Here is a 20,928-nt window from a genome sequence, read left to right as displayed (position 1 = left end):
GCTGTGGTGAATATTCAGAACCGCTGTTCCCGAATGTATGGTGTTCCCAGTGATTCCGGTGTACCGGAAGGCTTGTTGCGGTTACGGTATCCGAGGTACATGAGCACCAGGATCGTCACCACGTACGGAATCATTTTGAGGAAATAGGGTGGAATGACACTGCCGAGCAGCTGGATACGGAATCCGAGTGAGTCGAGCGCTCCGAAGAAATAGGCACAGAACAATGCACGAAGCGGATTCCATCTTGCAAAAATCACCAGACCCACAGCGATCCAGCCCCGGCCCGCCGTAAGCCCTTCATTCCAGGTCGGTGCATAGGCCAGCACCATGTCGGCACCTGCAAGACCAATCAGCGCGGTCCCGGCAGTGATATAGCTGTAACGGATCAGCTGTACACGGATTCCCATAACGTCAGCCGTGGCTGGACTGTCTCCTACAGCACGCAGATGCAGTCCCCAAGAGGTATGGTGAATCAGCAGATGCAGCAGCAGTACCAGCAGCAGGCTGAACCATGTCAGAACATCCATCCGGCCGAAGATATCACCGACCACCGGAATCGACTTGACCCAGCCCAGATCCAGCTTGGGCGAAGGACCCGGCAGCGGAATCCCGCTGATCGACTTGCCCAGATAAGCGCTCAGACCGCTGCCAAACAGTGTCATTGCAAGACCGGACATGGTCTGATTGGCACGTAGAGTAACACACAGAAAGGCGTGTACAAGACCAAGCACAGCTGTGACCGCAATGGCCGCGAGCAAGGCAAGCAGCAGATTCTCACTGCGGATGTAGACGATACAGGTCGTGACTGCCCCCATCAGCATCAACCCCTCCGCCCCAAGCTGGATAATGCCCGCCCGCTCATTCAGGATACCTCCAAGTGTAGCCAGCAGCAGCGGTGTTCCGGCGGATATGGCGGCTATTAATAACTGTGTAGTAAAATCCATGGTTATACTCCCTTCTCTAAGAGGATGCTGCTATGCGCTCCGGCGGATGCGGAAACGGTGGATCATATCCCCAGCAATGAGGAAAAACAGAATTGCACCCTGCAGCATTTCCGATATGGACGAAGGCAGCCCGATGGTCTGCACACTATAGCCGCCGACAATAAGACCGCCGAACAGGATTGAGGTGACGATCAGACCTAGCGGATTCAACTTGGCAAGCCAGGCGACAATAATAGCGGTATAGCCGTAACCCGGCGAGATTCCCTGCATGAGCTTGTGCGTGACCCCGGACACTTCGGCCATGCCTGCAATACCGGCCAGACCGCCGCTGATCAGCATGACAATAATAATATGCTTTTTGATGTGAATTCCTGCATAACGCGCAGCGGTCGGATTGGCGCCGATCAGCCGCAGCTCATAACCCCAGCGGGTGAATTTGATCATCAGATAATAGACCGCTACCGCCACCAGACCAAAGATCAGCCCGATATGCAGTCTCGTGGTTCCCAGCACAGGCAGCGACTGGGCAGCAGTGAACATCGGTGAACCCGGGAAGTTGAAGCCCTTCGGGTCTTTCCAGGGGCCAAACACCACATAATCCAGCGCCAGCAGTGCTACATAATTCAGCATCAGAGAAGTAATCAGCTCGTTGACGCCAAAATGGGTCCGCGGAATCGCAGTCATCAGTCCCCAGAGGGCTCCGGCGGCCGTTCCAAATACCAGCATGAGCGTAATAGACCAGAAGGACGGCAGATCTGGAAAATAAATGGTCACCGCCGTAGCGGCCATCGCCCCGACGGTAAGCTGTCCCTCTGCGCCGATATTCCATACAGAAATGCGGTATGCCACAGCGATCCCGAGTCCACACAGCAGTAACGGTATCGCTTTAACCATGGTTTCCGTGAAGCCGTAGGAGGTACCGAAGGCTCCGCGGAACATTTTTTCATATACGGTAATCGGGCTCATACCGTTGGCAGCGATGAACACCGCACAGAGCAGAAGCGCCAGAATAATAGATAGAACCGGTGACCACCATGGGGAGCGCGTACGGCTTGCATCATACTCCAGACGCATGGACAGCCATTTGCCGGGTTTGGCCGGAGCAGAGTTCATCGTTACTGTGTCACTTGCATTTTGGGGACTCATATGGCGCTTGCCTCCTTGTTCCGGATTCCGGCCATGAGCAGGCCGAGGTTCTCGCGGTCCGCATGCTCATGGTCACTCTCACCGATGATCGAACCGTTATAAATTACCAGAATCCGGTCTGACAACTGAAGCAGTTCATCCAGATCTTCGGATATCAGCAGTACTCCGCTGCCCGAACTGCGCAGCTCCATCAATAAATCATGCACACCGGCAGTAGCGCCTACATCCAGCCCCTGGGTAGGATGGACCGCAACCATCAGCTTCGGCTGGTGGCTAACTTCACGGGCGAACAGTAGCTTCTGCTGGTTGCCGCCTGACAGCTGCTGTACCGGGGTATCCAACTCAGGCGTCTTGACATTGAAGCGTTCGACCAGTGCCTGCGACCAGGATCGATTTTTGGCTGCCTTCAGAAAACCGAATTTGGAGTGTTCATCACTGCGGTAAGATTTGAACAGCAGGTTATCTACAGAGCCCAGACGTCCGGCCAGTCCGCTCTTCATCCGGTTCTCCGGTACATGAGAGATTCCCGAATCGATAGCGCCCCGCACCGAAGCGGATTTTACCGGCTTGCCATCAAATTCGATGTCGCCGTTCTTCCAGGTCCGAAGCCCTGTCAGTACTTCTGCCAGTTCCTTCTGTCCATTGCCGGCCACCCCGGCAACCCCTACAATCTCACCTTCGCATACCTTGAAGGACAAGCCGTCCAGCGCTTTGCGCCCATGGTCGGCAGTAACCTCTAGATTATTGACAACCAGCAGCGGTTCTCCAGCGGAGACCTCGCGCTCCTGGCGGGTAATTTCAACCTCGCGTCCAACCATCAGGCGGGCCAGCTCCAGCTCATCCGTCTCTGCTGTGGCCAGCGTTGCAATCATCTTTCCTTTGCGCATGACGGAGATACGATCTGAAGAAGCCATCACCTCTTTCATTTTATGCGTAGTCATGATGACCGTCTTGCCAGCCTGCTTCATGACCTGCAGGGTCGCAAACAGCTGCTCCACCTCACCGGGAGTCAGCACAGAGGTGGGTTCATCCAGAATGATGATATCCGCACCGCGGTAGAGGGTCTTGACGATCTCTACCCGCTGCTGCTCGCCGACGGACAGCTGCCAGATTGGACGATCCACCGGAAACTTGAGCCCGAACCGCTCCGCTAGACCTTCGATTTCCCTGTGTTTATTTTTTATCCAATGGCTTCCCCGCCAGAAAGACGACTTTTCGCCAAGCACGATATTCTCCGCTGCCGTGAGACTTTGCACCAGTCTGAAGTTTTGAAATACCATGCCTACGCCAAGGAGTGCAGCATCTTTGGGGGAACGGATCTTGGCCGGCTGGCCGTGAACGAGAATTTCGCCTTCATCCGCTCTGTACACCCCTGAGAGCATACTCATGACCGTGCTTTTACCTGCTCCGTTCTCACCCAGCAACGCGTGAATCTCACCCGCATTTGCCGAAAAATCGACTTCATCGCTTGCCGTTACAGAACCGAATTTCTTCACGATCCCGCGCATTTCAACCGAAGGGTTCTGCATTATGGAACGCTCCTTTCCTTATACTTGTAGTACGGGTGGGGAAGGCTCCGCTGTACGGAACCCGCCCCACCCATAAGGCCTTGCAATATCCACTTGGCTTCAGTGCTTATTTCGGAATCGTGCCTTCAATGCCTTTGACCAGCCAGTTCATGGACAGCACTTCTTCAAGAGTCAGCTTTTGGCCTTCCTGAACCTGAACCTTGCCCTGGTTATCAGTGATGGGGCCGGTAAATACATCCAGCTCACCGCTGATGATTTTGGCCTTGGCATCTTCTACAAGCTTCTTCACATCATCGGGAACCTTGCTGCCGAACGGCGCAATGTCAATCATACCGTCGGCCATATCCCCGGAATACTGTTCGTTCTTCCAGGTTCCGTCCATCACGGATTGAACAGCCTTCACGTAATAAGGTCCCCAGTTCCATACAGGGTTGGTCAGATAATTATCCGGAGCGTATTTGCCCATATCCGAGTCGTTCCCCCCGGCAAAAGCACCGCGTTCTGCTGCAGCCTGCAGGGTTGCAGGGGAATCCTGATAAGCGAGCAATACATCTGCGCCTTTATCCAAAAGACTGATTGCCGCCTGACGTTCCGTAGCAGGGTCGTACCAGGTATTCGTCCACACCACGTCCACTTTAACATTCGGGTTGACGCTTTGCGCGCCTAGTGTAAAGGCGTTAAGGTTGTAGATAACCTCACTGATCGGGAAAGCACCTACATAACCAAGGTGGTTTTTCTTGGTCATTTTGCCGGCTGCAATACCCGCCAGGTAGCTGCCCTGATAGTTTTTGCCGAAATAGGTTCCCATGTTGGCGGCTGTTTTGTAGCCGGAAGCATGCATGAATTTTACATTTGGAAATTTATTAGCTACGTTAAGGGTATAGTCCATATATCCGAAGCTTGTGGTAAATACGATATCATGACTCTGAGCCAGCTCGGTAATGATGCGTTCGGCATCGGCACTTTCCGGAACATTTTCTACAGTGTCCGCTTTAATGCCGAGCTCCTTCTCCATATAGAGACGGCCCTGATCATGCTGGAAGGTATATCCGCCGTCACCCGGAGGTCCAATGTAGACAAATGCAACCGTTGGCTTCTTTGCTGCCGGCTCTGTTGTTGCTGCCGCCTCTGTTGTCGTACCTGCATTCGATGCCGCTGGAGCTGCCGTACTGCTGGTGTTGCTGCCTGAATTATTGTTACTTCCACACCCCGCCAAGACCACCGCTAACAGGAACATTAATGCGAAGCTAAAAGTAACTGCCTGACCCCTTTTTTTCATAATTCTCCTCCTCCAGTAAATCTCTCATAATAGCTCAAGCCATTAATGTATCTCTACTATACTGAGACATCGTACTCGCGTAAATTTATATAACATACGTTTGTGCCCCTTCATAAGAATGGCTGGCTTTTTTGTGCCAAACGCACTATGATACGTCGAAATGTCCTTAAATTATGTGATAATCCATAACATAAAGCTCGGAATCCCCCTCAATCTTGCTCTAACATGCTGCGGAAAAGAAAGACGAGCTTCAGGCGCATGAGATCATTGATTTTTTTGAAATCAACGTCCAGCAGTTCACTGAGCTTCTCAATCCGGTAAGTGGCGGTATTGCGGTGAATAAACAGCTTCTTCGCGGTCTCGTTCACATGCCCGTCATGATCCAGATAGACCTCCAGGGTATGCAGCATCTCTCTGACATACTCCGGCTCCCGGCTCTGTAGGCCGCGAAGACTGCTGCTGCAGTATTTTTCCATAATTTCTGCCGGTATCTGACGCAGCAGCAGGTTCAGTTCAAGCTGCCGGTAATGCACAACATTTCCGTGCCCTCCCCAGTGCTGGAATATGCTCATACATTCCTTGATCTCGGTAAAAGCTTCCTTCAGACCTTCCGGCTTCGCCTTGGAGCTACTGAGCGCGGCGCGGGGATAATAACCTTTATCAAATTTCAGATGATCAAAACACTCATTCACCCATTCCCTTAATTGTTCAGGGCTATGCGGACCCGCCGGGTACAGGGATAACAGCCCTTCGCCCATCATCATGTGAATGCCATTCAGCTCACGCAGCTCCGGATGCTCCAGATATTCCTCCTTCAAACGGAGCAACTCACCTAATCGTGCTTCCCCAGAAGTTGCAGTATCGGTAAGCATCAGTTGAAAAGGAGCCTGCAGCAGCTCCACTTCTAGCTTGACTGCAGCCTGGGCCAATTCGCCGCAAGACATCCCGCCGCTTAGGAAGCGCCTCATAATTCCGCTGAATTCCCTATGTTCGGCATGCTCGAAATAATCTTCATAACCGGAATGAATATGATAAGATATCAACTCTGCGCCTTGGACAAACAAGCTTTCTTCCACAGGCAGCAGCAAAGGGTCAATGGAGCAGTATACAAGATAACCGGAGCACTTGTCGCTCTGCAGCAAAGGGATCCGGTACCCGGTTCTGTCACCTATGCGGAAGCGCTGATTCCGGCTCTGCCAAGGCCAGCCCTCCAGCAGCTGCTGTGCGGTGTTGTCCGAATTATTGAATACCACTTCCCCACGGGCGCTGATAACAGCCAGCGGAGTCTCAATCACTTCCGATACGGATTCGAACAGCGGGCGGCTGCGCCCGGACCGCAGGGCGAACCGCATCAGCTTACGCTGCTTCTCCATGATGCTCTGGAGCACACTGGTGCTGCGTGTAAGCTCGGCACGGAACAGCCCATTCATCTGGTCGGAGAAGGTAAACTGGAACGGGAGCTCAATCAGCGGGAAATTCAGCATCTCCGCTTCAGCAACCAGCTTCTCCGGGACAGCGTCCCAGAACCGGCCAAGCTTGATCCCCAGACCCGCAGAGCCGCGCCGGTTCAAGGTCTGCAGCAACGCCGATGCATCCTCCAGATTGTCCTTGATTAGATATGCCGTCGTAAGCAGCATTTCCCCTTCTTTGATCCAGTCAGAAATATCCGGGGCATCCATCACATTGATAGATTTAATCACCCGGTGCTTGCCCTTCGAGCCAGCGATCAGCTTCGCTTCGGACAAAGGATAAATGGACAACGCTTCTTCGACCGTAAGATGCATAGCCACCCCTCCTTATTTTTGAGTTCATGTATTGAAGTTCATTCATGTTTGATGTTATGTTATGTAACATTATAGATAAAGATACCGGTGATGGGAAGAGCGAAATCAGAATTTCAACCAATTATGTTATAAAACATAACATATATTCTTCAGCTTATTGAGATGCTTCTGCTTATTTTGACGCGAAAAAAGGATACCCCCTTTATCAAGGAAGGTATCCTATTCAGGAATAAATTACAGTAAAGCGGGAATAGCCCCCATCATGTTGACCGAACAATATTACAGCACGGGATAAGTGCATCATCTCATTGCTGCAGATAACCCAAGTGCGCCAAGCAAGACGCTGCAACCCTAACGAACTGTTCATTGCCATATGCGGCTGATCCAGGAGAGCAGCCGCATATCCTGTCCATGACCACCTATTACGGACAAGCCCAGCGGCAGGCCGCCAGGTCCCGTCACCGGCAGCGTCAGCTGCGGCAACCCGGCTAAGCCGGCGATACAGCTGAGCATCATTGCGCCGCTGCGGTTCTGCTCCAGCTGGGCCAGATCCCCGCCGCGGCGCGGCGCGGGGCCGGGCACGGTCGGGAGGACGATGCAACCGTCCTCTCCAAGCATTTGCCGCAGCCGGGCGGCAATCTCTGCGCGCACCGCCTGTGCGCGGCTGTGATCCTGCCCGGCCAGGCCCGCCGCCCACGCGAAGCGGGCGGCAATATCCGGGCCGAAGAGCGGCTGCGTACGCTCAATCCAGGCCCCGTGGGTCGCCCATATCTCGGCGCCCTGCAGTTCCCTGAAGACATTCATCCATGTCTTCAGCCCCTCCGGCGCGAGCTCCGTCTCGCCGGATCGTCCCGCACCGGCCTGCAGCTGGCGCAGGCCTCGCTTCAGGCTGGCCGCGCTGTCTGCACCAGCCAGCGCCCAAGCCTCCGGTGCGATGTGCAGCATGCTCACCGCGCCACCCCCGCTGCCCGGAGCTACCGCACCGAGCAGGACCTCTCCCGCCCGCAGAAGCACCTCCGAGCTGTCTGCAATCCAGCCTACGGTGTCGAAGCCCGGTGCAAGCGGGATTACCCCTTCCATCTCCACCGCGCCATGCGTCGGGCGGAAGCCGTACACACCACAGTAAGCCGAAGGGACACGGATGGAGCCGCCAGTATCCGTTCCCAGGGCAAAATCCACACTACCTGAAGCCACTGCCACCGCCGAACCACTGGAGGAGCCTCCGGGGATACGGCCCTCGGCACGCGGATTAACCGGCGTGCCATAATGGTAATTCTCCCCGCCAAGGCTGTACATCAGCTCATCGGTATGCGCGGCCCCCCGTAGGTTAGCCCCCGACTGTAGCAGCCTGCGGACCACTGATGCGTGGGTAGCTGAAGGAGGATGGCTGCGCAGCCAATCCGGGTTGCCCGCAGAAGAGCGGTGCCCGGCCACAGCAAATACATCTTTCACAGTAAAACTGGCACCCTCCAGTATTCCGCTCCCTAGAGCCGATACCTCAAGCTCCGGTTCAATAAATGCGCCGTACCGATTATGAAGACCCATCATGTCCCCTCCTCTCCTCCCGGGCAGTTCCGGCAATCTCTTCCTGTACACGCCGCTCTCTTCCAGCCCATTGTCCTTTAGCCTCTAACCATAGACTCTTACCTCTTGTCTCTTGCCTGACCATCAGTATGATTGCATTTACCAGCCAATAGCAGCCCCATCACAGCGCGGATCTGTTCCTCCGCTGCGGAAGCCGTTGCTATCGATAGAAATCGCATGGGCATGGCCCATAATCCCATCATAGTCTCCAACAGTGCGCACCAAATGTCCGGCTTCGGATAGTCGGCTCCTTACTCCGGGTGCCACTCTACCCTCCACCTTCAGTTCCTGGGTTGGCTCCCCCCAGGTTCTACCCCAGACAAAACGCGGCGCGTTCACCGCCGCCTGCGGGTCCATTCCGTAATGCAGCATGCGGGTCAGAAGCAGACTCTGCGTCTGTGGCTGGCCTTCGCCGCCCTGTGTGCCGTAGAGATAAGCCGGCTTGCCGTCAAGGCAGGCCATCGCCGGCATCAGCGTATGGAACGTGCGCTTGTGCGGCTCCAGCGTATTGATGTGCCTTGGGTCCAGCGAGAAGAACGAGCCCCTGTTCTGCAGCAGAATCCCCGTATTGCCTGCCACGATGCCAGAGCCAAATTCAAAGTACAGGCTTTGAATGAAGGAAACAGCGTTCCCTTCAGCATCCACTACCGCCGCATAAGCGGTATCCCGGCCCACCGGCTCACTGCCAAGCGGGGTTGCCTTCGCCAGTGAAATCGAGGCAGCCAATTGCTCCGCGTACTGCTTATCCAGCAGCTGTTCCAGTGGAATCCGGCTGAACACCGGATCAGTGAGCACCCGGTCCCGGTCGCGGAAGCTCAGCTTCAAGGCCTCCACCAGCAGGTGGTAATATTCATAGGAGCCATGCGCGATGTCCCCGAAATTGTAATGTTCCAGGATGTTCAGCGTCATCAGCGCAGTGAACCCTTGGGAGTTCGGCGGAACCTGGTAGACAGTGTGTCCGTGATAATCCGTAGATACCGGCTCGTCCCAGTTCCCCTCATGGTCGGCAAAATCCTCCCGGGTGAGATACCCGCCGGAATCACGCATATATTGACTTATATCTTCGGCGATTTTCCCTTTATAAAAAGCATCCCTGCCTCCCTCTGCCAGGACCCGCAGTGACGCAGCCAGCTGCTTCTGCACAAACCTACTCCCGGCTGCCGGAACTGCACCGCCGGGAAGATAGATCGAGGCTGCCTCCGGCGACAGCGCCGCTCCTGCCAGCATGCTGTTGCCGTACTGGTCCGGCGACAGCGGAAACCCGCCCGCGGCGTAGCCGATCGCCGGCTCCAGAACCTCCCCCAGGGTCAGGCGTCCATACTCGCGCTGGACGGCAGACCAGCTGTCCGCCATTCCGGGTACCGTAATGGCACTGCGCACTCCCCGTCTCGGAATCGCTTCCTCGCCGGCGTAACAGTCCCTGCGGACGCCGTAACCGGAACGTCCGCTGCCGTTGTAAGCCCGGACGCGCCCTTCACCGGCGCTGTAAGTGAGCCAAAAGGCATCGCCGCCCAGTCCCGTCATATGCGGATAGACCACGGCGAGCACAGCGCTGACTGCTACCGCCGCGTCAAAGGCGTTGCCGCCATTTTGCAGAACTCGCGCTCCGGCGGCGGATGCCAGGTAATGAGGGCTGACCACCATCGTTTTTGTGCCGATTACAGGACCTGTCGTCATGCTGCCCATCTCCCATTCCTGTCGTTCAAGTTAGTGTCATTTAACAGCACCGCAAAAACCTTTGTCAATCCAGGCAAAAGAAAACGCATGCGCCTTCCCTGTTTTTTGTGAGCTGTGCACAAAGTTTCACGGAACCCCCTTCCATGAGGTAGCTGCACACCGATGAATTGTATAGAATAGGCCTCAAAACCAGCACCCTTCTATATTGAGTTTGACAGTTCCACTCACCACATTTACTAGGAGGAGTCACGTGAACATCAAAGACAATCCCTATTTGCAGCTTGCCGTCGCCATGTGCAGAACAGGCATACTCGGTTACGGAGGCGGGCCCTCCGTGATTCCCTTAATCCGCCATGATGCCGTGGCCCGTTACGGGTGGCTGACAGATGATGAATTCGGAGAAACACTGGCTATCGCAAATGCCCTGCCGGGCCCTATTGCCACCAAAATGGCTGCCTATCTCGGCTATAAGCTGAAGGGGGTCAAAGGCGCAATCCTCTCTGTGCTGGCACATATTCTCCCGAGCGGGATCGCGATGATCGCCCTTCTCTCTGCAGTTAATGATCTGAGCGGCTCCAAGGCAGTCGCCGGAATGATCGCCGCCGTATCGCCAGTCATCGCGGTGATGCTGGGACTCATGGCTTACGAATTTGCCCAAAAAGCCTTTAAAGGCCTCGGCAAGTGGATGGGCGCTGCTTTTCTGCTGCTCGCCCTGGTCCTGCTTGAAGTGCTGCATATCCATCCGGCAATCGTGATCATGCTGTTCCTCGGGTATGGAACCGTTCACTACCGGATCCTCGCAAAACAACAAAAAGGAGGGACCGCCTAAATGGAATGGCTGAAACTGATTTACGGATTTTTTATGGCTAATCTGCTGGGGTACGGCGGCGGCCCCTCCTCCATCCCGCTGATGTATGAGGAAATCGTGCCGCATTACGGCTGGCTTACCGATCAGGAATTCTCTAATATGCTGGCACTCGGCAATGCGCTGCCCGGCCCGATCGCTACCAAAATCGCTGTTTTCGTCGGGTATGATATCTACGGGTGGCTGGGAATGACCGCAGCTCTGATCGCCACTGTAGTTCCTTCGGCGGCAGCACTGATCATTCTGCTGGGCGTTATGCAAAAATACAAGCAGTCGCCCGTAGTGAAAGGCATGACCCTGCTTGTACAGCCTGTAATCGCTATTATGATGATTGTCCTCACTTTAAAAATGGCTAAAGGCCCCGCCGAATCGATTGGCATTTGGCAGACACTGATCATTGCCGCAATCGCCTTTGGGGCGATACAAAAGCTTAAACTGCACCCCGCGCTGGTGATCCTGGCTGCATTTGCCTATGGCGGGCTGGTGCTCCGCTATACCGTTTAGCAGCCATGCCGCACTAAGGTTATTTTAAAATATACTGGGACAGCACAGCCTGAACCTCGTAAATATTAACCGATTTGTTGAAGGTCTTCTTCAGCGGCAGCGCGCTTCCCGAGACATACAGACATAGCTCTGCATCCAGATCAAAGTGCCCGGCTGTCTCCACGGAATAATGCGATATGCTTTTGTAAGGGATGGAGTGATATTCTGTCTTTTTGCCGGTAACCCCCTGCTTATCCACGAGAATCAGCCGTTTATCCGTAAATATGAACATATCCCTGACCAGTTTATAGGCCCGCTCGATTTTTTCGTGCGGCGCAAGAATCTGTGCGTATTCCCGCTGAACATCCGTCAGCGCCACCTGGGTGGCATTGCCCAGCAATCCGTTAAAAATCGCCATCGCCAAGTCCCCGTTTCCTTGTTTGATTTGGCCAATCATCCCCCGCCATATACTCATACTACTTAAGGCTTTGATCAGATATGCACAGGTGCTGTACTTTTGTTCTTGCATATCCAGCCGTTATTGGTTACACTATTCATAAATTTGTATGAAGGAGGTGTAGGAGGAATGGATCACAATCGGACCAATAGTGTTAGCAGCCGGCTGATTAATATTATGGCTGGCATCGTTCATGTAAATGCCGACAACGGGAGAAGTCTGTCCATTTACAAGAATTCAATAACACTACAACATTGTGAAATGCCTTTCCTGCCTATGCTTCAACGGACGCTTTAAGACCGGAGAACGATGAAGGCCGCGGGGAGATTTCCCTGCGGCCTTTTTTGTTTTGGAAGATTGGACCAGAGCAGCGATTAGGGCATTCCTATAAAAGGAGAATACCTATGATCATCTCATGCCAAAATGTTCAAAAATACCACGGTGCTCAGCTCGTGCTGAGCGATATTACCTTCGATATACGGCAAGGCGAAAAAATCGGCCTGATTGGCCGCAATGGCTGCGGTAAAACCACCCTTTTCCATCTGCTAAGCGGCGAAGAACGTCCCGAGCAAGGGCAAATCTCTATCCGCAAAGGCAGCGTCATCGGTATGCTGGCTCAAATCCAAGAGGTGAATGACGAGGAAACCGTGTATGCAGTCCTGCAGCGGAGCTTCGCTGAACCACTGAAGTGGCAAGCACGGCTAAGGGAGCTGGAACTGGAAATGTCCGTACCGGATGCCGCTGCAAGCGGACAGAGCTGGAATCGGCTGCTTAAGGAATACGGTACGCTTCAAGAGAAGTTCGAAGCCGCTGGAGGCTATGAAATGGAATCTTCCATCCAGCGTGTAGCCACAGGCCTCGGTATCGGTGCCGGGCAATATGAGCGGCGCTTCTCTTCCCTCTCAGGCGGCGAGAAAACCAAAGTCGGCCTGGCTGAGCTGCTGCTGCGCCGCCCGGATATTCTGCTGCTGGATGAGCCGACGAACCATTTGGATATGGAGGCCATCGAATGGCTGGAGCAGTTCCTGCAGGATTATGACGGCACGGTGCTGGCCATTTCCCATGACCGCTACTTCCTCGATGCCGTAGTGAAGAAAGTGATTGAGATCGAAGACGGGGAAGCCTTCACATTCCATACCAATTACAGCGGGTATCAGATCGAGAAAGAAGCCCGGCTGCTGCGGCAATTCGCAGACTACCAGGAGCAGCAGAAGAAAATCAAGCAGATGCAGGAAAGCATCAAACGGCTGATTGAATGGGGCAACCGCTCCAATCCGCCGAATCCTTCCTTCCACCGACGGGCCGCCTCGATGCAGAAGGCGCTGGACCGGATGGTGAAGGTCAAACGTCCGATCCTGGAGCGTAAATCTATGGATCTGCAGCTCCAGCAGGAGGACCGTACCGGCAATCAGGTTGTTATTCTGGACCGGATCAGCAAAAGCTACGGTGACCGTACCCTCTTCTCGCAAGCGAGTGAAATTCTGCGGTATGGTGAGACCACAGCGCTAATCGGCGGTAACGGGGCAGGCAAAAGTACGCTGCTCCGGATTATTCTGGGCCAGGAAATGCCGGACGAGGGAAGCTGCACCTTAGCCTCCAGAGCGGTTGTCGGCTACCTGGCACAGGAAGCTGTTCCCGAAGACGGAACCCTGTCCGTGCTGCGGTACTTCCGGGAGGAAGCAGGCCTCGAGGAAGGTGAGGCCAGGGGACAGTTGGCCAGGTTCCTCTTTTACGGAAGTGACGTGTTCAAGAGCATTTCAAGCCTCTCAGGAGGCGAATGGACACGGCTGCGGTTCGCAGTGCTGATGCATCGCCGTCCGAACCTGCTGGTTCTGGATGAGCCCACGAACCATTTGGATATCGATTCCCGCGAGGCGCTGGAAGAAGCACTGGAAGAATACCCGGGCACCGTGCTGGCGGTATCCCATGACCGTTATTTCATCAACCGCTGCTTCGGGAAGCTCTGGTCCATCGCGGAAGGAAGATTCAGCGCGTTCTCCGGGAACTATGAGTATTACAAAGAAAAGCAGGCTGAACAGGCTGCCGCATTCTCGCAGCCTTTGAACAGCAACTATAAGGAGGACCCGAAACCACACCTTTCCGCCAAATCCAGCAACAACCCATCTGATGCCAAGACTGCTGCTTCAGATGGAAGGCGAACGGATAAGGGCGAATTCAGACGCAGCAGTTCCACATCGGCCGCCTTCTCCGGGAAGTCACGCCCTCCGGAATACTGGGAGCAGATGATTGCCGAAACGGAGGCCCAGCTTGGCTCCATCGATGCTGAAATGCTTGCTCCGCTGAATTCCAGCGATGCGCATAAGCTCGGAGAACTTCAGCTCATCCGGGATACCTTGCAAGAGAAACTGGATGAATTATTTGCCTGCTGGATGAGCGTAACCGAGCAATAAAAAAGAGAGGAACTGGTGAAGATCATGCAGGAAAACCCTGCCATCATTGAATATTGGAAGGCTTATCTGGAGGAACATCCTGAGGCGGAAGCGTTATACGACAGTGCCTGGTCATTTGGGGACAATGCACGGTTGGCCGATGAGCTGCTTGCACTAGTGCTGCAGGGAGTCAAGACCGGAACAGCCATGAATTATGAGCTAAATGAGGTACGCGGACTGCCTTTGCCTTTTATCGGCGGCCATTCCATCTTGTTGGACAGTCAGGGTGTCCCGCGCGGAATAATCAAAACCACAAAATGTGAAATCACCCCTTTTCACGACGTGACTCCGGAGTTCGCCTATTCCGAAGGGGAAGATGACCGTACCCTGGAATCATGGCGGTTTCATCATGAGGCGTATTTCTCTAGAGAGATGAAGGCTTTCGGTATGACCTTTGATCCAGGCATGCGGGTCGTCTGCGAGAATTTCGAACTGGTATTCCGCAAATAAACACAATCACGCACAAATCAAAAAGGCTGCTTCTCCTTCACGGAGAGGCAGCCTTCATTGTATAGTTTCAATTTGGTAGAAGTTGTTGCTCTGCTGTAAGCCCTAGTGCAAAAAAACCATAACCCAGCCTATCACTGATATCCATAAAGGAATGCTGATGAGGATGCCCCATACCAGGCCATTGGCAATGTTGCCTTCTGCAGGACGTGTCATGCCTTCCTGCGTAAGCGGAAGTCTCAATTCTTCTTGTTCCATGCGATCCCCTCCTAAAATATCTATCGTCACAGTAGAGGAAAAAATGTAGACCGCTCGGCCCAAAAAGTTAAATTATCGAAGGTTTTTTAGATATAAAGGCTCAGCGGATTTTTTTTGCAAAGGCTTTCATAATTATCATTAACCAGTTTTTTACTCAATTAAAACTTATATTTCACTTATTCATACATTATATGCATGGTTCTAGTCCAAAATGACCGGTTTTTCGGGATTTCGCAGAAATTGGAACATTGTTCGCAGTTGCTGCTTTGTATTGCGTTCTTCCGATAGCTCCGGCAGCTCGTCCTCGCCAAAAAAGCCCACCCCGCTCGTCTCAACGCCCTCAGCCGCTTCACCGCCAGTAATCTGGCAGAGAATAAACATTTTGTAGATATGATACGGTTCAGGGGGATGATGATGGAACTTCTTGTCAAGCACCGCCAGCAGCCGTACAGCCTCAGCCTTATAACCAGACTCCTCAGCAATTTCCTTGACGACTACCTCACTAGGCGAAAGTCCGATATCGGCCCATCCCCCGGGAAGCGCCCAATTGCCGTCCAGCTTTTCACGGACCATCAGAATTTTATCCTCACGGAAAATCACGCCGCGGACATCAACTTTAGGTGTAGCATAGCCCTCTTCACTGGCAAAAGCGAGTCTAATCTTCTCCTTGCCCTCAAAGGTATAGTTGGCGAGAATATCCACACTCAGTTCCCGTAAGGCCTGATAACGTTCAATATCATAGACATCCTTGGCATATGTAAGTCCTGTCTGGGCAATCGCCTGTATTTCTTTGGCCCAGGTTAACCATTTCTGCTCCATTACAGCTCCTCCTTTACTCACAAAGCATCAAATGCCGGGAGAACGCACCTTTCTTCGCTATACAGCGGTCGATAATGGTGAAGCCTGCCTCTGCTATCATCTCGTCCACCGCTTCAATGGCGACAATGACGACCCGGTCAGCAATACGGCGGGTATGGACCAGGATCGCAAGCTGCTCTTCGGGTGTAATCCGCGAATACAAGTTGTAGGGCATATCTACAATCGCTACATCATAATGATCTTCAATGTCTGCGATGTCTCCCAGTGTAACGGTGCTGCTGAACCCGAAATGAGCAATATTCGTACGGGCACCGGCAACAATTTGAGGATTAATGTCGCGACCAACGATATCAATACCCATCGACAGCGCTTCTACCATTACCGTGCCAATCCCGCAGCAAGGGTCAATAGCCCGCACACCAGCAGGATGCGGAATAGCCATATTAACAGCCGCCCGTGCTACACGCGTGCTAAGGGCAATCGAGTAGCTGCGCGGCTTTTTCATCTGCCGGAACCAGGTGGCTTTATTCTTGTGATAGGTACCGAAATACCAGCGTCCGCCCAGTGTTACTATTCCGTATACCAGCTGCGGATGATTCACATCTGCTTCACCTTCGATACGCATGCCAATTTCCCGCTCAATCACTCTGCGTTCATCATACTCAATTTTTTCGGCCGGGGACAAATCGTTTGTCTTCACAAAAATCACTTTGAATGACTGGCCTTCCACTTCTACCTGCTCCGTCTGTTTATAGATCTCTTCCAGGCTGTCCCCGGCATACATGACGTCAATCCGTTCCTTAATAAATGGGCTACGGCTAACATCTACTTCAATATCGCTCTCAAAAATCGCTGCCGGAATATCACGGTCAAATAAGCATCGCAGTTCCATGCCGCACAAGGATTCTTCATCCCCGGTGCAGGCGTAAGTATATATGTAAGTTCTTGTATTTGAATTCAATGACACTCTCTATTCCGCTCCTATCGTTTACAATAATCAGTATACTCCATTTATCTCCAAACCGGTCTAAAATTTGCCGTGTAATCCTGTACTCTTCCAGCGTAAACAGCTACCCGATATCCTCCAGCCGATGACTCTTTGTATGGTCCAAGATGATTACATCCATGTAACTATAGCAAGTAATGGCGCCTTCTTGCTGCTTAAGCTCACTAAGTCTAGCATGGTTACTGAAGGTAATCAACAACCTGAAAAGAACTATAACAGTAGACCTATAAGATAACGGATCCTTTGATCCCTCATGACTTCTCCAGTATAATGGAGGCATTACACTGCCAAAAAAAGACTGCGGCACTTGCCGTTATGCCAAGCCGGGTGATACAGCCGGTTTTTTGCAGCGAAATCCAAGGAGGTACATACCCACTATGTCTTACGAAACTTATTTTCAGTCGGAGCGTGAAGCTCACCTGGCCGAACTGAAGCAATGGCTGACAATTCCCAGCATTTCTGCTCTCTCTGCCCACAAAGATGATGTACTGTCTGCAGCACACTGGCTTCTGGATACTCTGAAACGCGCCGGGCTGGAGAATATTGAGCTTCACCCCACAGCAGGCCATCCTGTTATCTATGCCGATTATCTGCATGCTCCCGGCAAACCAACCATTCTGGTCTACGGCCACTATGATGTACAGCCGGTCGATCCACTTAACTTATGGACAACCCCGCCATTTGAACCGGAGATCCGTGACGGCAAGCTGTACGCGCGCGGAGCAACCGATGATAAAGGCCAGGTATTCATGCACATCAAAGCCATTGAAGCTATCCTGAAGCAGGAAGGCACTTTACCGGTCAATATCAAGCTTTGCATTGAAGGTGAAGAGGAAATCGGCAGCGTCAATCTCCCGCCTTTCCTGGAAGCCAGTAAGGACAAGCTGGCAACGGATGCCGTGCTGGTCTCCGACACCTCCCTGCTGGAGCGCGGACGCCCTGCGATCTGCACCGGTCTTCGCGGCCTCTGCTCGCTGGAAGTTACCGTAAACACCGCACTGACCGATCTTCACTCCGGTTCCTACGGCGGGGGTGTGCCCAATGCGCTTCATGCACTGGTCTCTGTGTTAAGCTCACTCCATGATGACAAGGGCCGGGTCGCAGTTGAGGGCTTCTATGATGGCGTTCCTGAGTTATCTCCGCTATTGCGTGAAGAATTCGCCAAGCAAGGCGTGGATGAAGACAAAATTAGAGCAGGGCTTGGCCTGGAGCAGCTGTATGGCGAAGAGGGCTTCAGCTTTGTGGAGCGTGTTGGCGCACGGCCCACGCTTGAACTGAACGGTGTCTATGGCGGATTCCAGGGTGAAGGCAGCAAGACCGTTATTCCTAAAGAAGCCCATGCCAAAATCACCTGCCGCCTTGTCGGTGACCAGGACCCACAACATATCCTGGATGTCATCGAAGCCCATCTGAAGGCCAATATCCAGACTGGAGCGAAGATCCAGGTGAAGCAGATGGAGAAAGCCCGCGCCTTCAACATCGACCCTTCCCATCCAATCCTGCAAACAGCAGCGGATGCCTATGGCAAAGTATACGGTACGCGCGCCCTCTTCACCAAAGATGGCGGATCCATACCGATCATGGAGAGCTTTTCCCGTATTCTGAAAGCACCGGTAGTACTGATGGGTTTTGGTCTGGATGACGAGAACCTTCATGCACCGGATGAACACTTCAATCTGGAGAACTTCGATAAAGGACTGCTGACCATTGTCGAGTTCCTGACAACTGTCTAAGCAAGTCCAGCCCAGTACAATAAAAGCCAGGGAATCCCCAGCATTTCGCGGAGACCCTGGCTTTTTATTCGGACTTTAAACCCGAAATATACGCAAATAAAAAATCCTTGCATAACAAGGATTTCGGAGTTTGTAAGTTGGAGCGGGTGATGGGAATCGAACCCACGCTATCAGCTTGGAAGGCTGAAGTTCTACCATTGAACTACACCCGCATTGGGTAGTGAAGACAAAAAATATTGTATCATTCCCAAGAATAAAATGCAACCCTTTGGAATCTGCTTACTTGTTAAGAGGGCATTCCCAGCGAAGATTTTAGAAAAAACATTTCGAATTCAGCAGCCCGGACCGGCTTGCTGAACAAATATCCTTGCGCCTCATGACAATGCTGCTGGCGCAGGAATTGCAGCTGCTCCTTGTTCTCCACACCTTCTGCTGTTACTTTCAGCTTCAGATGATGGGCCATAGACGTTATAGTCGATACAATAGCTGCGTTATTGGAGTCCTCCATTACTTCTGACACGAAGGAGCGGTCGATCTTCAGCCGGTCAATCGGCATATCCTTCAGATAATGCAAGGAGCTGTAGCCGGTTCCGAAGTCATCAATACTAATAAAAACCCCGAGTCTCTTCAACCGGTTCAGTTGATCAAATGCAGTTTCTTTATCCAGTGTCATACTCTCTGTAATCTCAAGATCCACATAAGACGGATCGAGCCCTATATCTTGTAGAATAGCATCGATTTTACCCGCGAGATTCGGCTGCAGGAATTGGCGCATAGATAGGTTAATGGAGACGCAAATGGGGCGGTAGCCTGCATTCTGCCAGATTTTATTCTGCAGGCATGCTGTTTTGAGCACCCATGCCCCGATCGGAACAATCAGCCCGCACTCCTCGGCAATAGGAATGAAGTCCACTGGGGATACCAGTCCACGCTTTGGATGATTCCACCGCAGCAGTGCTTCCATGCCCACAATTTCTTCGGAATCCAGCTGAACTTGTGGTTGATAGACCAAATAGAACTCGTCCCGTTCAAGCGCCCGGCGCAGATCATTCTCCAGCTTCAGGCGCTCCTTCGCTTTCATCTGCATAGCAGGTATGTAGCGGCGGATTTCTACGCCCTGGTCCTTGGCATTGTGCACAGCAGTATCGGCATTCTGAATGAGCTCTTCTGCTGTATCTCCGTCACCGGGGTAAATACTCATCCCCAGACTGAGTGAGATATGGTATTCTCCTGATTCGAGCTCCACCGGTGTTTCGAATAGCTTCAAAAGTTCATCCGCCCGAATCAGGCAACTCTCTTCGCCAGTCCGGCCCGACATAAGAAAAGCAAATTCGTCCGCTCCCATGCTGAATAGTTCCTCATCCACATTCACTTCATTTCCAATACGTTTGGACACCAGTTGAAGTAAAAGATCCCCGGCGTAATGGCCAAGAGAGTCGTTGATATTCTTAAAATGATTAATATTCATAATCACAAGTGCAGCAAATCCTCGGCTATTGTCACGTTCACCCTGGATCACGATTTCTTCCATCCGCTGCTTAAGCCGGCGTCTGTTCGGTAGTCCAGTAAGGTCATCATGGTAAGCCAAATAGTTAATCCGGGCTTCAGCCTGCTCATTTTCTTGAAAAGGTTCTTCGATCGTAAGCCGGTAGACTCCCTTTAACAGGAGGTAATAGGCCACCCCACTGCAAAACATGCCAAACAAGTAATCCATTTCCCCTACACTTAGCGGATTCATAAAGAATACTTGTCCGAGAGCAAAAAAGATCAATGAGCGGATAATAATCAGGAGGGAGGCTGACTTGTCTGCTTTGCCAGGGTATACGATAAGCGCTACTGCAAGCAGGTATACAAAAAGAACAGCCAGATCCATCAGATGCTGCAGACCAGAGACCCATGAATACCCCGATATCCACGGAGCGAGCATGTAGCCCACAATGAACACAGTCGAAGCTACCAGGATCATTCCAAAGGAAATCCGGAATACCTTATGTTTGTCTGCGGCCGCAACCGGTTTATCTGCCCTGCTGAAAATCAATAAGATCCCCAGTGCGCTGGCCAGACGGGAGAAGGTGAGCAACCAAAGAGATTGTTCAGCATTTATATAGGAAGATATCGCAGGAATGCCTGCAAAGCTGAGCGTGTGCAAAAAGTCTAAGATACAGACACCCAGGAAAAGAGCAGACGTGTACAGTCTTGCCTGGGATAGGCGGTTAGCGAAGAATAGCCAGCCCTGTGCAAAAATCGCAAATGCGAAGGCCACATTGCAGCAGCCAATGATAAGATAGAGTGCAGACAGTATATCTTTATCTTCTATATTCCCAAGCGGCGTCCGAAAAATTTGAATCAGAAGGAACAGCACGGCCCCTAGAATCGCCGCATGAATGGTCTTTTTCTCTTCTTGTCTCATAGGTCCCTCGCGTCTGAAATTGATATCTATAGTAAGTGAATGGATATATTTATGTCC

At 52.5% G+C, this 20,928-nt stretch carries 19 protein-coding genes and 1 tRNA gene; 6 read left to right on the top strand and 14 right to left on the bottom strand.

What is annotated here, in order from left to right; genetic code table 11:
- Positions 1 to 14: 14 nt before the first annotated feature.
- The 8 genes from ACAN54_RS13575 to ggt all read right to left on the bottom strand — a co-directional run bounded on the left by ACAN54_RS13575 (position 15) and on the right by ggt (position 9,943).
- Positions 15 to 944: an ABC transporter permease gene (locus ACAN54_RS13575; RefSeq protein WP_379155469.1), complete on the bottom strand. Its 930-nt coding sequence runs from the start codon at positions 942 to 944 to the stop codon at positions 15 to 17.
- Between the two features lie 30 nt (positions 945 to 974).
- Positions 975 to 2,057, bottom strand: coding sequence for an ABC transporter permease (locus ACAN54_RS13570; RefSeq protein WP_379155897.1), 1,083 nt, complete (start codon positions 2,055 to 2,057; stop codon positions 975 to 977).
- 29 nt (positions 2,058 to 2,086) lie between these two features.
- A complete protein-coding gene (locus ACAN54_RS13565) occupies positions 2,087 to 3,619 on the bottom strand; it encodes an ABC transporter ATP-binding protein (protein WP_379155466.1) in 1,533 nt (510 codons plus the stop codon).
- Positions 3,620 to 3,725: 106 nt separating this feature from the next.
- Positions 3,726 to 4,898: a BMP family ABC transporter substrate-binding protein gene (locus tag ACAN54_RS13560; RefSeq protein ID WP_379155463.1), complete on the bottom strand. Its 1,173-nt coding sequence runs from the start codon at positions 4,896 to 4,898 to the stop codon at positions 3,726 to 3,728.
- A gap of 209 nt (positions 4,899 to 5,107) precedes the next feature.
- Positions 5,108 to 6,682, bottom strand: a complete 1,575-nt coding sequence (locus ACAN54_RS13555) for a PucR family transcriptional regulator (RefSeq protein ID WP_379155460.1) — start codon at positions 6,680 to 6,682, stop codon at positions 5,108 to 5,110.
- Between the two features lie 223 nt (positions 6,683 to 6,905).
- Complete coding sequence (locus ACAN54_RS13550) at positions 6,906 to 7,049, bottom strand: hypothetical protein (protein WP_379155457.1); 144 nt, start codon at positions 7,047 to 7,049, stop codon at positions 6,906 to 6,908.
- Positions 7,046 to 8,227, bottom strand: a complete 1,182-nt coding sequence (locus tag ACAN54_RS13545; protein ID WP_379155454.1) for an amidase — start codon at positions 8,225 to 8,227, stop codon at positions 7,046 to 7,048. Before ACAN54_RS13545 ends, ACAN54_RS13550 begins: the two co-directional genes overlap by 4 nt.
- 138 nt (positions 8,228 to 8,365) lie before the next feature.
- Complete coding sequence (gene ggt, locus ACAN54_RS13540) at positions 8,366 to 9,943, bottom strand: gamma-glutamyltransferase (protein ID WP_379155451.1); 1,578 nt, start codon at positions 9,941 to 9,943, stop codon at positions 8,366 to 8,368.
- Positions 9,944 to 10,193: 250 nt separating this feature from the next.
- Between ggt and chrB the strand changes: the two genes are divergently transcribed.
- The gene (chrB, locus tag ACAN54_RS13535) at positions 10,194 to 10,772 is read left to right on the top strand and encodes a chromate efflux transporter ChrB (protein ID WP_379155448.1); all 579 of its coding nucleotides are present in this window, start codon (positions 10,194 to 10,196) and stop codon (positions 10,770 to 10,772) included.
- Positions 10,773 to 11,312 carry a chromate efflux transporter ChrA gene (gene chrA / locus ACAN54_RS13530; protein ID WP_379155445.1) on the top strand — a complete coding sequence of 180 codons (540 nt, stop codon included), beginning with the start codon at positions 10,773 to 10,775 and terminating at the stop codon, positions 11,310 to 11,312.
- A 19-nt stretch (positions 11,313 to 11,331) separates the two neighbouring features.
- On the opposite strand, the gene ACAN54_RS13525 is transcribed toward chrA, so the two are convergent.
- A complete protein-coding gene (locus ACAN54_RS13525) occupies positions 11,332 to 11,709 on the bottom strand; it encodes a PH domain-containing protein (RefSeq protein WP_379155893.1) in 378 nt (125 codons plus the stop codon).
- Between the two features lie 168 nt (positions 11,710 to 11,877).
- Here ACAN54_RS13525 and ACAN54_RS13520 point away from each other — a divergent pair, with 168 nt between their 5' ends.
- The 3 genes from ACAN54_RS13520 to ACAN54_RS13510 all read left to right on the top strand — a co-directional run bounded on the left by ACAN54_RS13520 (position 11,878) and on the right by ACAN54_RS13510 (position 14,648).
- Positions 11,878 to 12,045: a hypothetical protein gene (locus ACAN54_RS13520; RefSeq protein ID WP_379155441.1), complete on the top strand. Its 168-nt coding sequence runs from the start codon at positions 11,878 to 11,880 to the stop codon at positions 12,043 to 12,045.
- 107 nt (positions 12,046 to 12,152) lie between these two features.
- Positions 12,153 to 14,159: a ribosomal protection-like ABC-F family protein gene (gene abc-f / locus ACAN54_RS13515; protein ID WP_379155438.1), complete on the top strand. Its 2,007-nt coding sequence runs from the start codon at positions 12,153 to 12,155 to the stop codon at positions 14,157 to 14,159.
- Between the two features lie 24 nt (positions 14,160 to 14,183).
- On the top strand, positions 14,184 to 14,648 hold the full coding sequence (locus tag ACAN54_RS13510) for an ASCH domain-containing protein (RefSeq protein WP_379155890.1): 465 nt from the start codon (positions 14,184 to 14,186) through the stop codon (positions 14,646 to 14,648).
- A gap of 102 nt (positions 14,649 to 14,750) precedes the next feature.
- Here the strand turns inward: ACAN54_RS13510 and ACAN54_RS13505 are convergent, their stop codons facing one another.
- The 3 genes from ACAN54_RS13505 to ACAN54_RS13495 form a co-directional block, all read right to left on the bottom strand.
- Positions 14,751 to 14,903: a hypothetical protein gene (locus tag ACAN54_RS13505; protein ID WP_379155435.1), complete on the bottom strand. Its 153-nt coding sequence runs from the start codon at positions 14,901 to 14,903 to the stop codon at positions 14,751 to 14,753.
- Positions 14,904 to 15,104: 201 nt separating this feature from the next.
- Positions 15,105 to 15,722, bottom strand: a complete 618-nt coding sequence (locus ACAN54_RS13500) for an NUDIX hydrolase (protein ID WP_379155432.1) — start codon at positions 15,720 to 15,722, stop codon at positions 15,105 to 15,107.
- A gap of 13 nt (positions 15,723 to 15,735) precedes the next feature.
- A complete protein-coding gene (locus ACAN54_RS13495) occupies positions 15,736 to 16,689 on the bottom strand; it encodes a TRM11 family SAM-dependent methyltransferase (protein WP_379155429.1) in 954 nt (317 codons plus the stop codon).
- Positions 16,690 to 17,105: 416 nt separating this feature from the next.
- Here ACAN54_RS13495 and ACAN54_RS13490 point away from each other — a divergent pair, with 416 nt between their 5' ends.
- Positions 17,106 to 18,461 (top strand): dipeptidase, encoded by a 1,356-nt coding sequence (locus ACAN54_RS13490; protein ID WP_379155427.1) that lies wholly within the window; start codon positions 17,106 to 17,108, stop codon positions 18,459 to 18,461.
- Between the two features lie 138 nt (positions 18,462 to 18,599).
- On the opposite strand, the gene ACAN54_RS13485 is transcribed toward ACAN54_RS13490, so the two are convergent.
- Positions 18,600 to 18,673: transfer RNA gene (locus ACAN54_RS13485), tRNA-Gly, on the bottom strand.
- A gap of 74 nt (positions 18,674 to 18,747) precedes the next feature.
- Positions 18,748 to 20,871 (bottom strand): putative bifunctional diguanylate cyclase/phosphodiesterase, encoded by a 2,124-nt coding sequence (locus ACAN54_RS13480; RefSeq protein WP_379155424.1) that lies wholly within the window; start codon positions 20,869 to 20,871, stop codon positions 18,748 to 18,750.
- Positions 20,872 to 20,928: the final 57 nt, after the last annotated feature.

It is taken from the genome of Paenibacillus diazotrophicus (assembly GCF_042610465.1).
The sequence above is the reverse complement of the archived record's forward strand: the minus strand, read 5'-3'. Positions and strand labels throughout refer to the sequence as shown.

Excerpts from the sequence above, each read along its gene's own strand:
- ACAN54_RS13575 (WP_379155469.1), bottom strand. The coding sequence starts at position 944 with ATGGATTTTACTACACAGTTATTAATAGCCGCCATATCCGCCGGAACA.
- ACAN54_RS13570 (WP_379155897.1), bottom strand. The coding sequence starts at position 2,057 with ATGAACTCTGCTCCGGCCAAACCCGGCAAATGGCTGTCCATGCGTCTG.
- ACAN54_RS13565 (WP_379155466.1), bottom strand. The coding sequence starts at position 3,619 with ATGCAGAACCCTTCGGTTGAAATGCGCGGGATCGTGAAGAAATTCGGT.
- ACAN54_RS13560 (WP_379155463.1), bottom strand. The coding sequence starts at position 4,898 with ATGAAAAAAAGGGGTCAGGCAGTTACTTTTAGCTTCGCATTAATGTTC.
- ACAN54_RS13555 (WP_379155460.1), bottom strand. The coding sequence starts at position 6,682 with ATGCATCTTACGGTCGAAGAAGCGTTGTCCATTTATCCTTTGTCCGAA.
- ACAN54_RS13550 (WP_379155457.1), bottom strand. The coding sequence starts at position 7,049 with ATGAACAGTTCGTTAGGGTTGCAGCGTCTTGCTTGGCGCACTTGGGTT.
- ACAN54_RS13545 (WP_379155454.1), bottom strand. The coding sequence starts at position 8,227 with ATGGGTCTTCATAATCGGTACGGCGCATTTATTGAACCGGAGCTTGAG.
- ggt (WP_379155451.1), bottom strand. The coding sequence starts at position 9,943 with ATGACGACAGGTCCTGTAATCGGCACAAAAACGATGGTGGTCAGCCCT.
- chrA (WP_379155445.1), top strand. The coding sequence starts at position 10,773 with ATGGAATGGCTGAAACTGATTTACGGATTTTTTATGGCTAATCTGCTG.
- ACAN54_RS13525 (WP_379155893.1), bottom strand. The coding sequence starts at position 11,709 with ATGGCGATTTTTAACGGATTGCTGGGCAATGCCACCCAGGTGGCGCTG.
- ACAN54_RS13520 (WP_379155441.1), top strand. The coding sequence starts at position 11,878 with ATGGATCACAATCGGACCAATAGTGTTAGCAGCCGGCTGATTAATATT.
- abc-f (WP_379155438.1), top strand. The coding sequence starts at position 12,153 with ATGATCATCTCATGCCAAAATGTTCAAAAATACCACGGTGCTCAGCTC.
- ACAN54_RS13510 (WP_379155890.1), top strand. The coding sequence starts at position 14,184 with ATGCAGGAAAACCCTGCCATCATTGAATATTGGAAGGCTTATCTGGAG.
- ACAN54_RS13505 (WP_379155435.1), bottom strand. The coding sequence starts at position 14,903 with ATGGAACAAGAAGAATTGAGACTTCCGCTTACGCAGGAAGGCATGACA.
- ACAN54_RS13500 (WP_379155432.1), bottom strand. The coding sequence starts at position 15,722 with ATGGAGCAGAAATGGTTAACCTGGGCCAAAGAAATACAGGCGATTGCC.
- ACAN54_RS13490 (WP_379155427.1), top strand. The coding sequence starts at position 17,106 with ATGTCTTACGAAACTTATTTTCAGTCGGAGCGTGAAGCTCACCTGGCC.
- ACAN54_RS13480 (WP_379155424.1), bottom strand. The coding sequence starts at position 20,871 with ATGAGACAAGAAGAGAAAAAGACCATTCATGCGGCGATTCTAGGGGCC.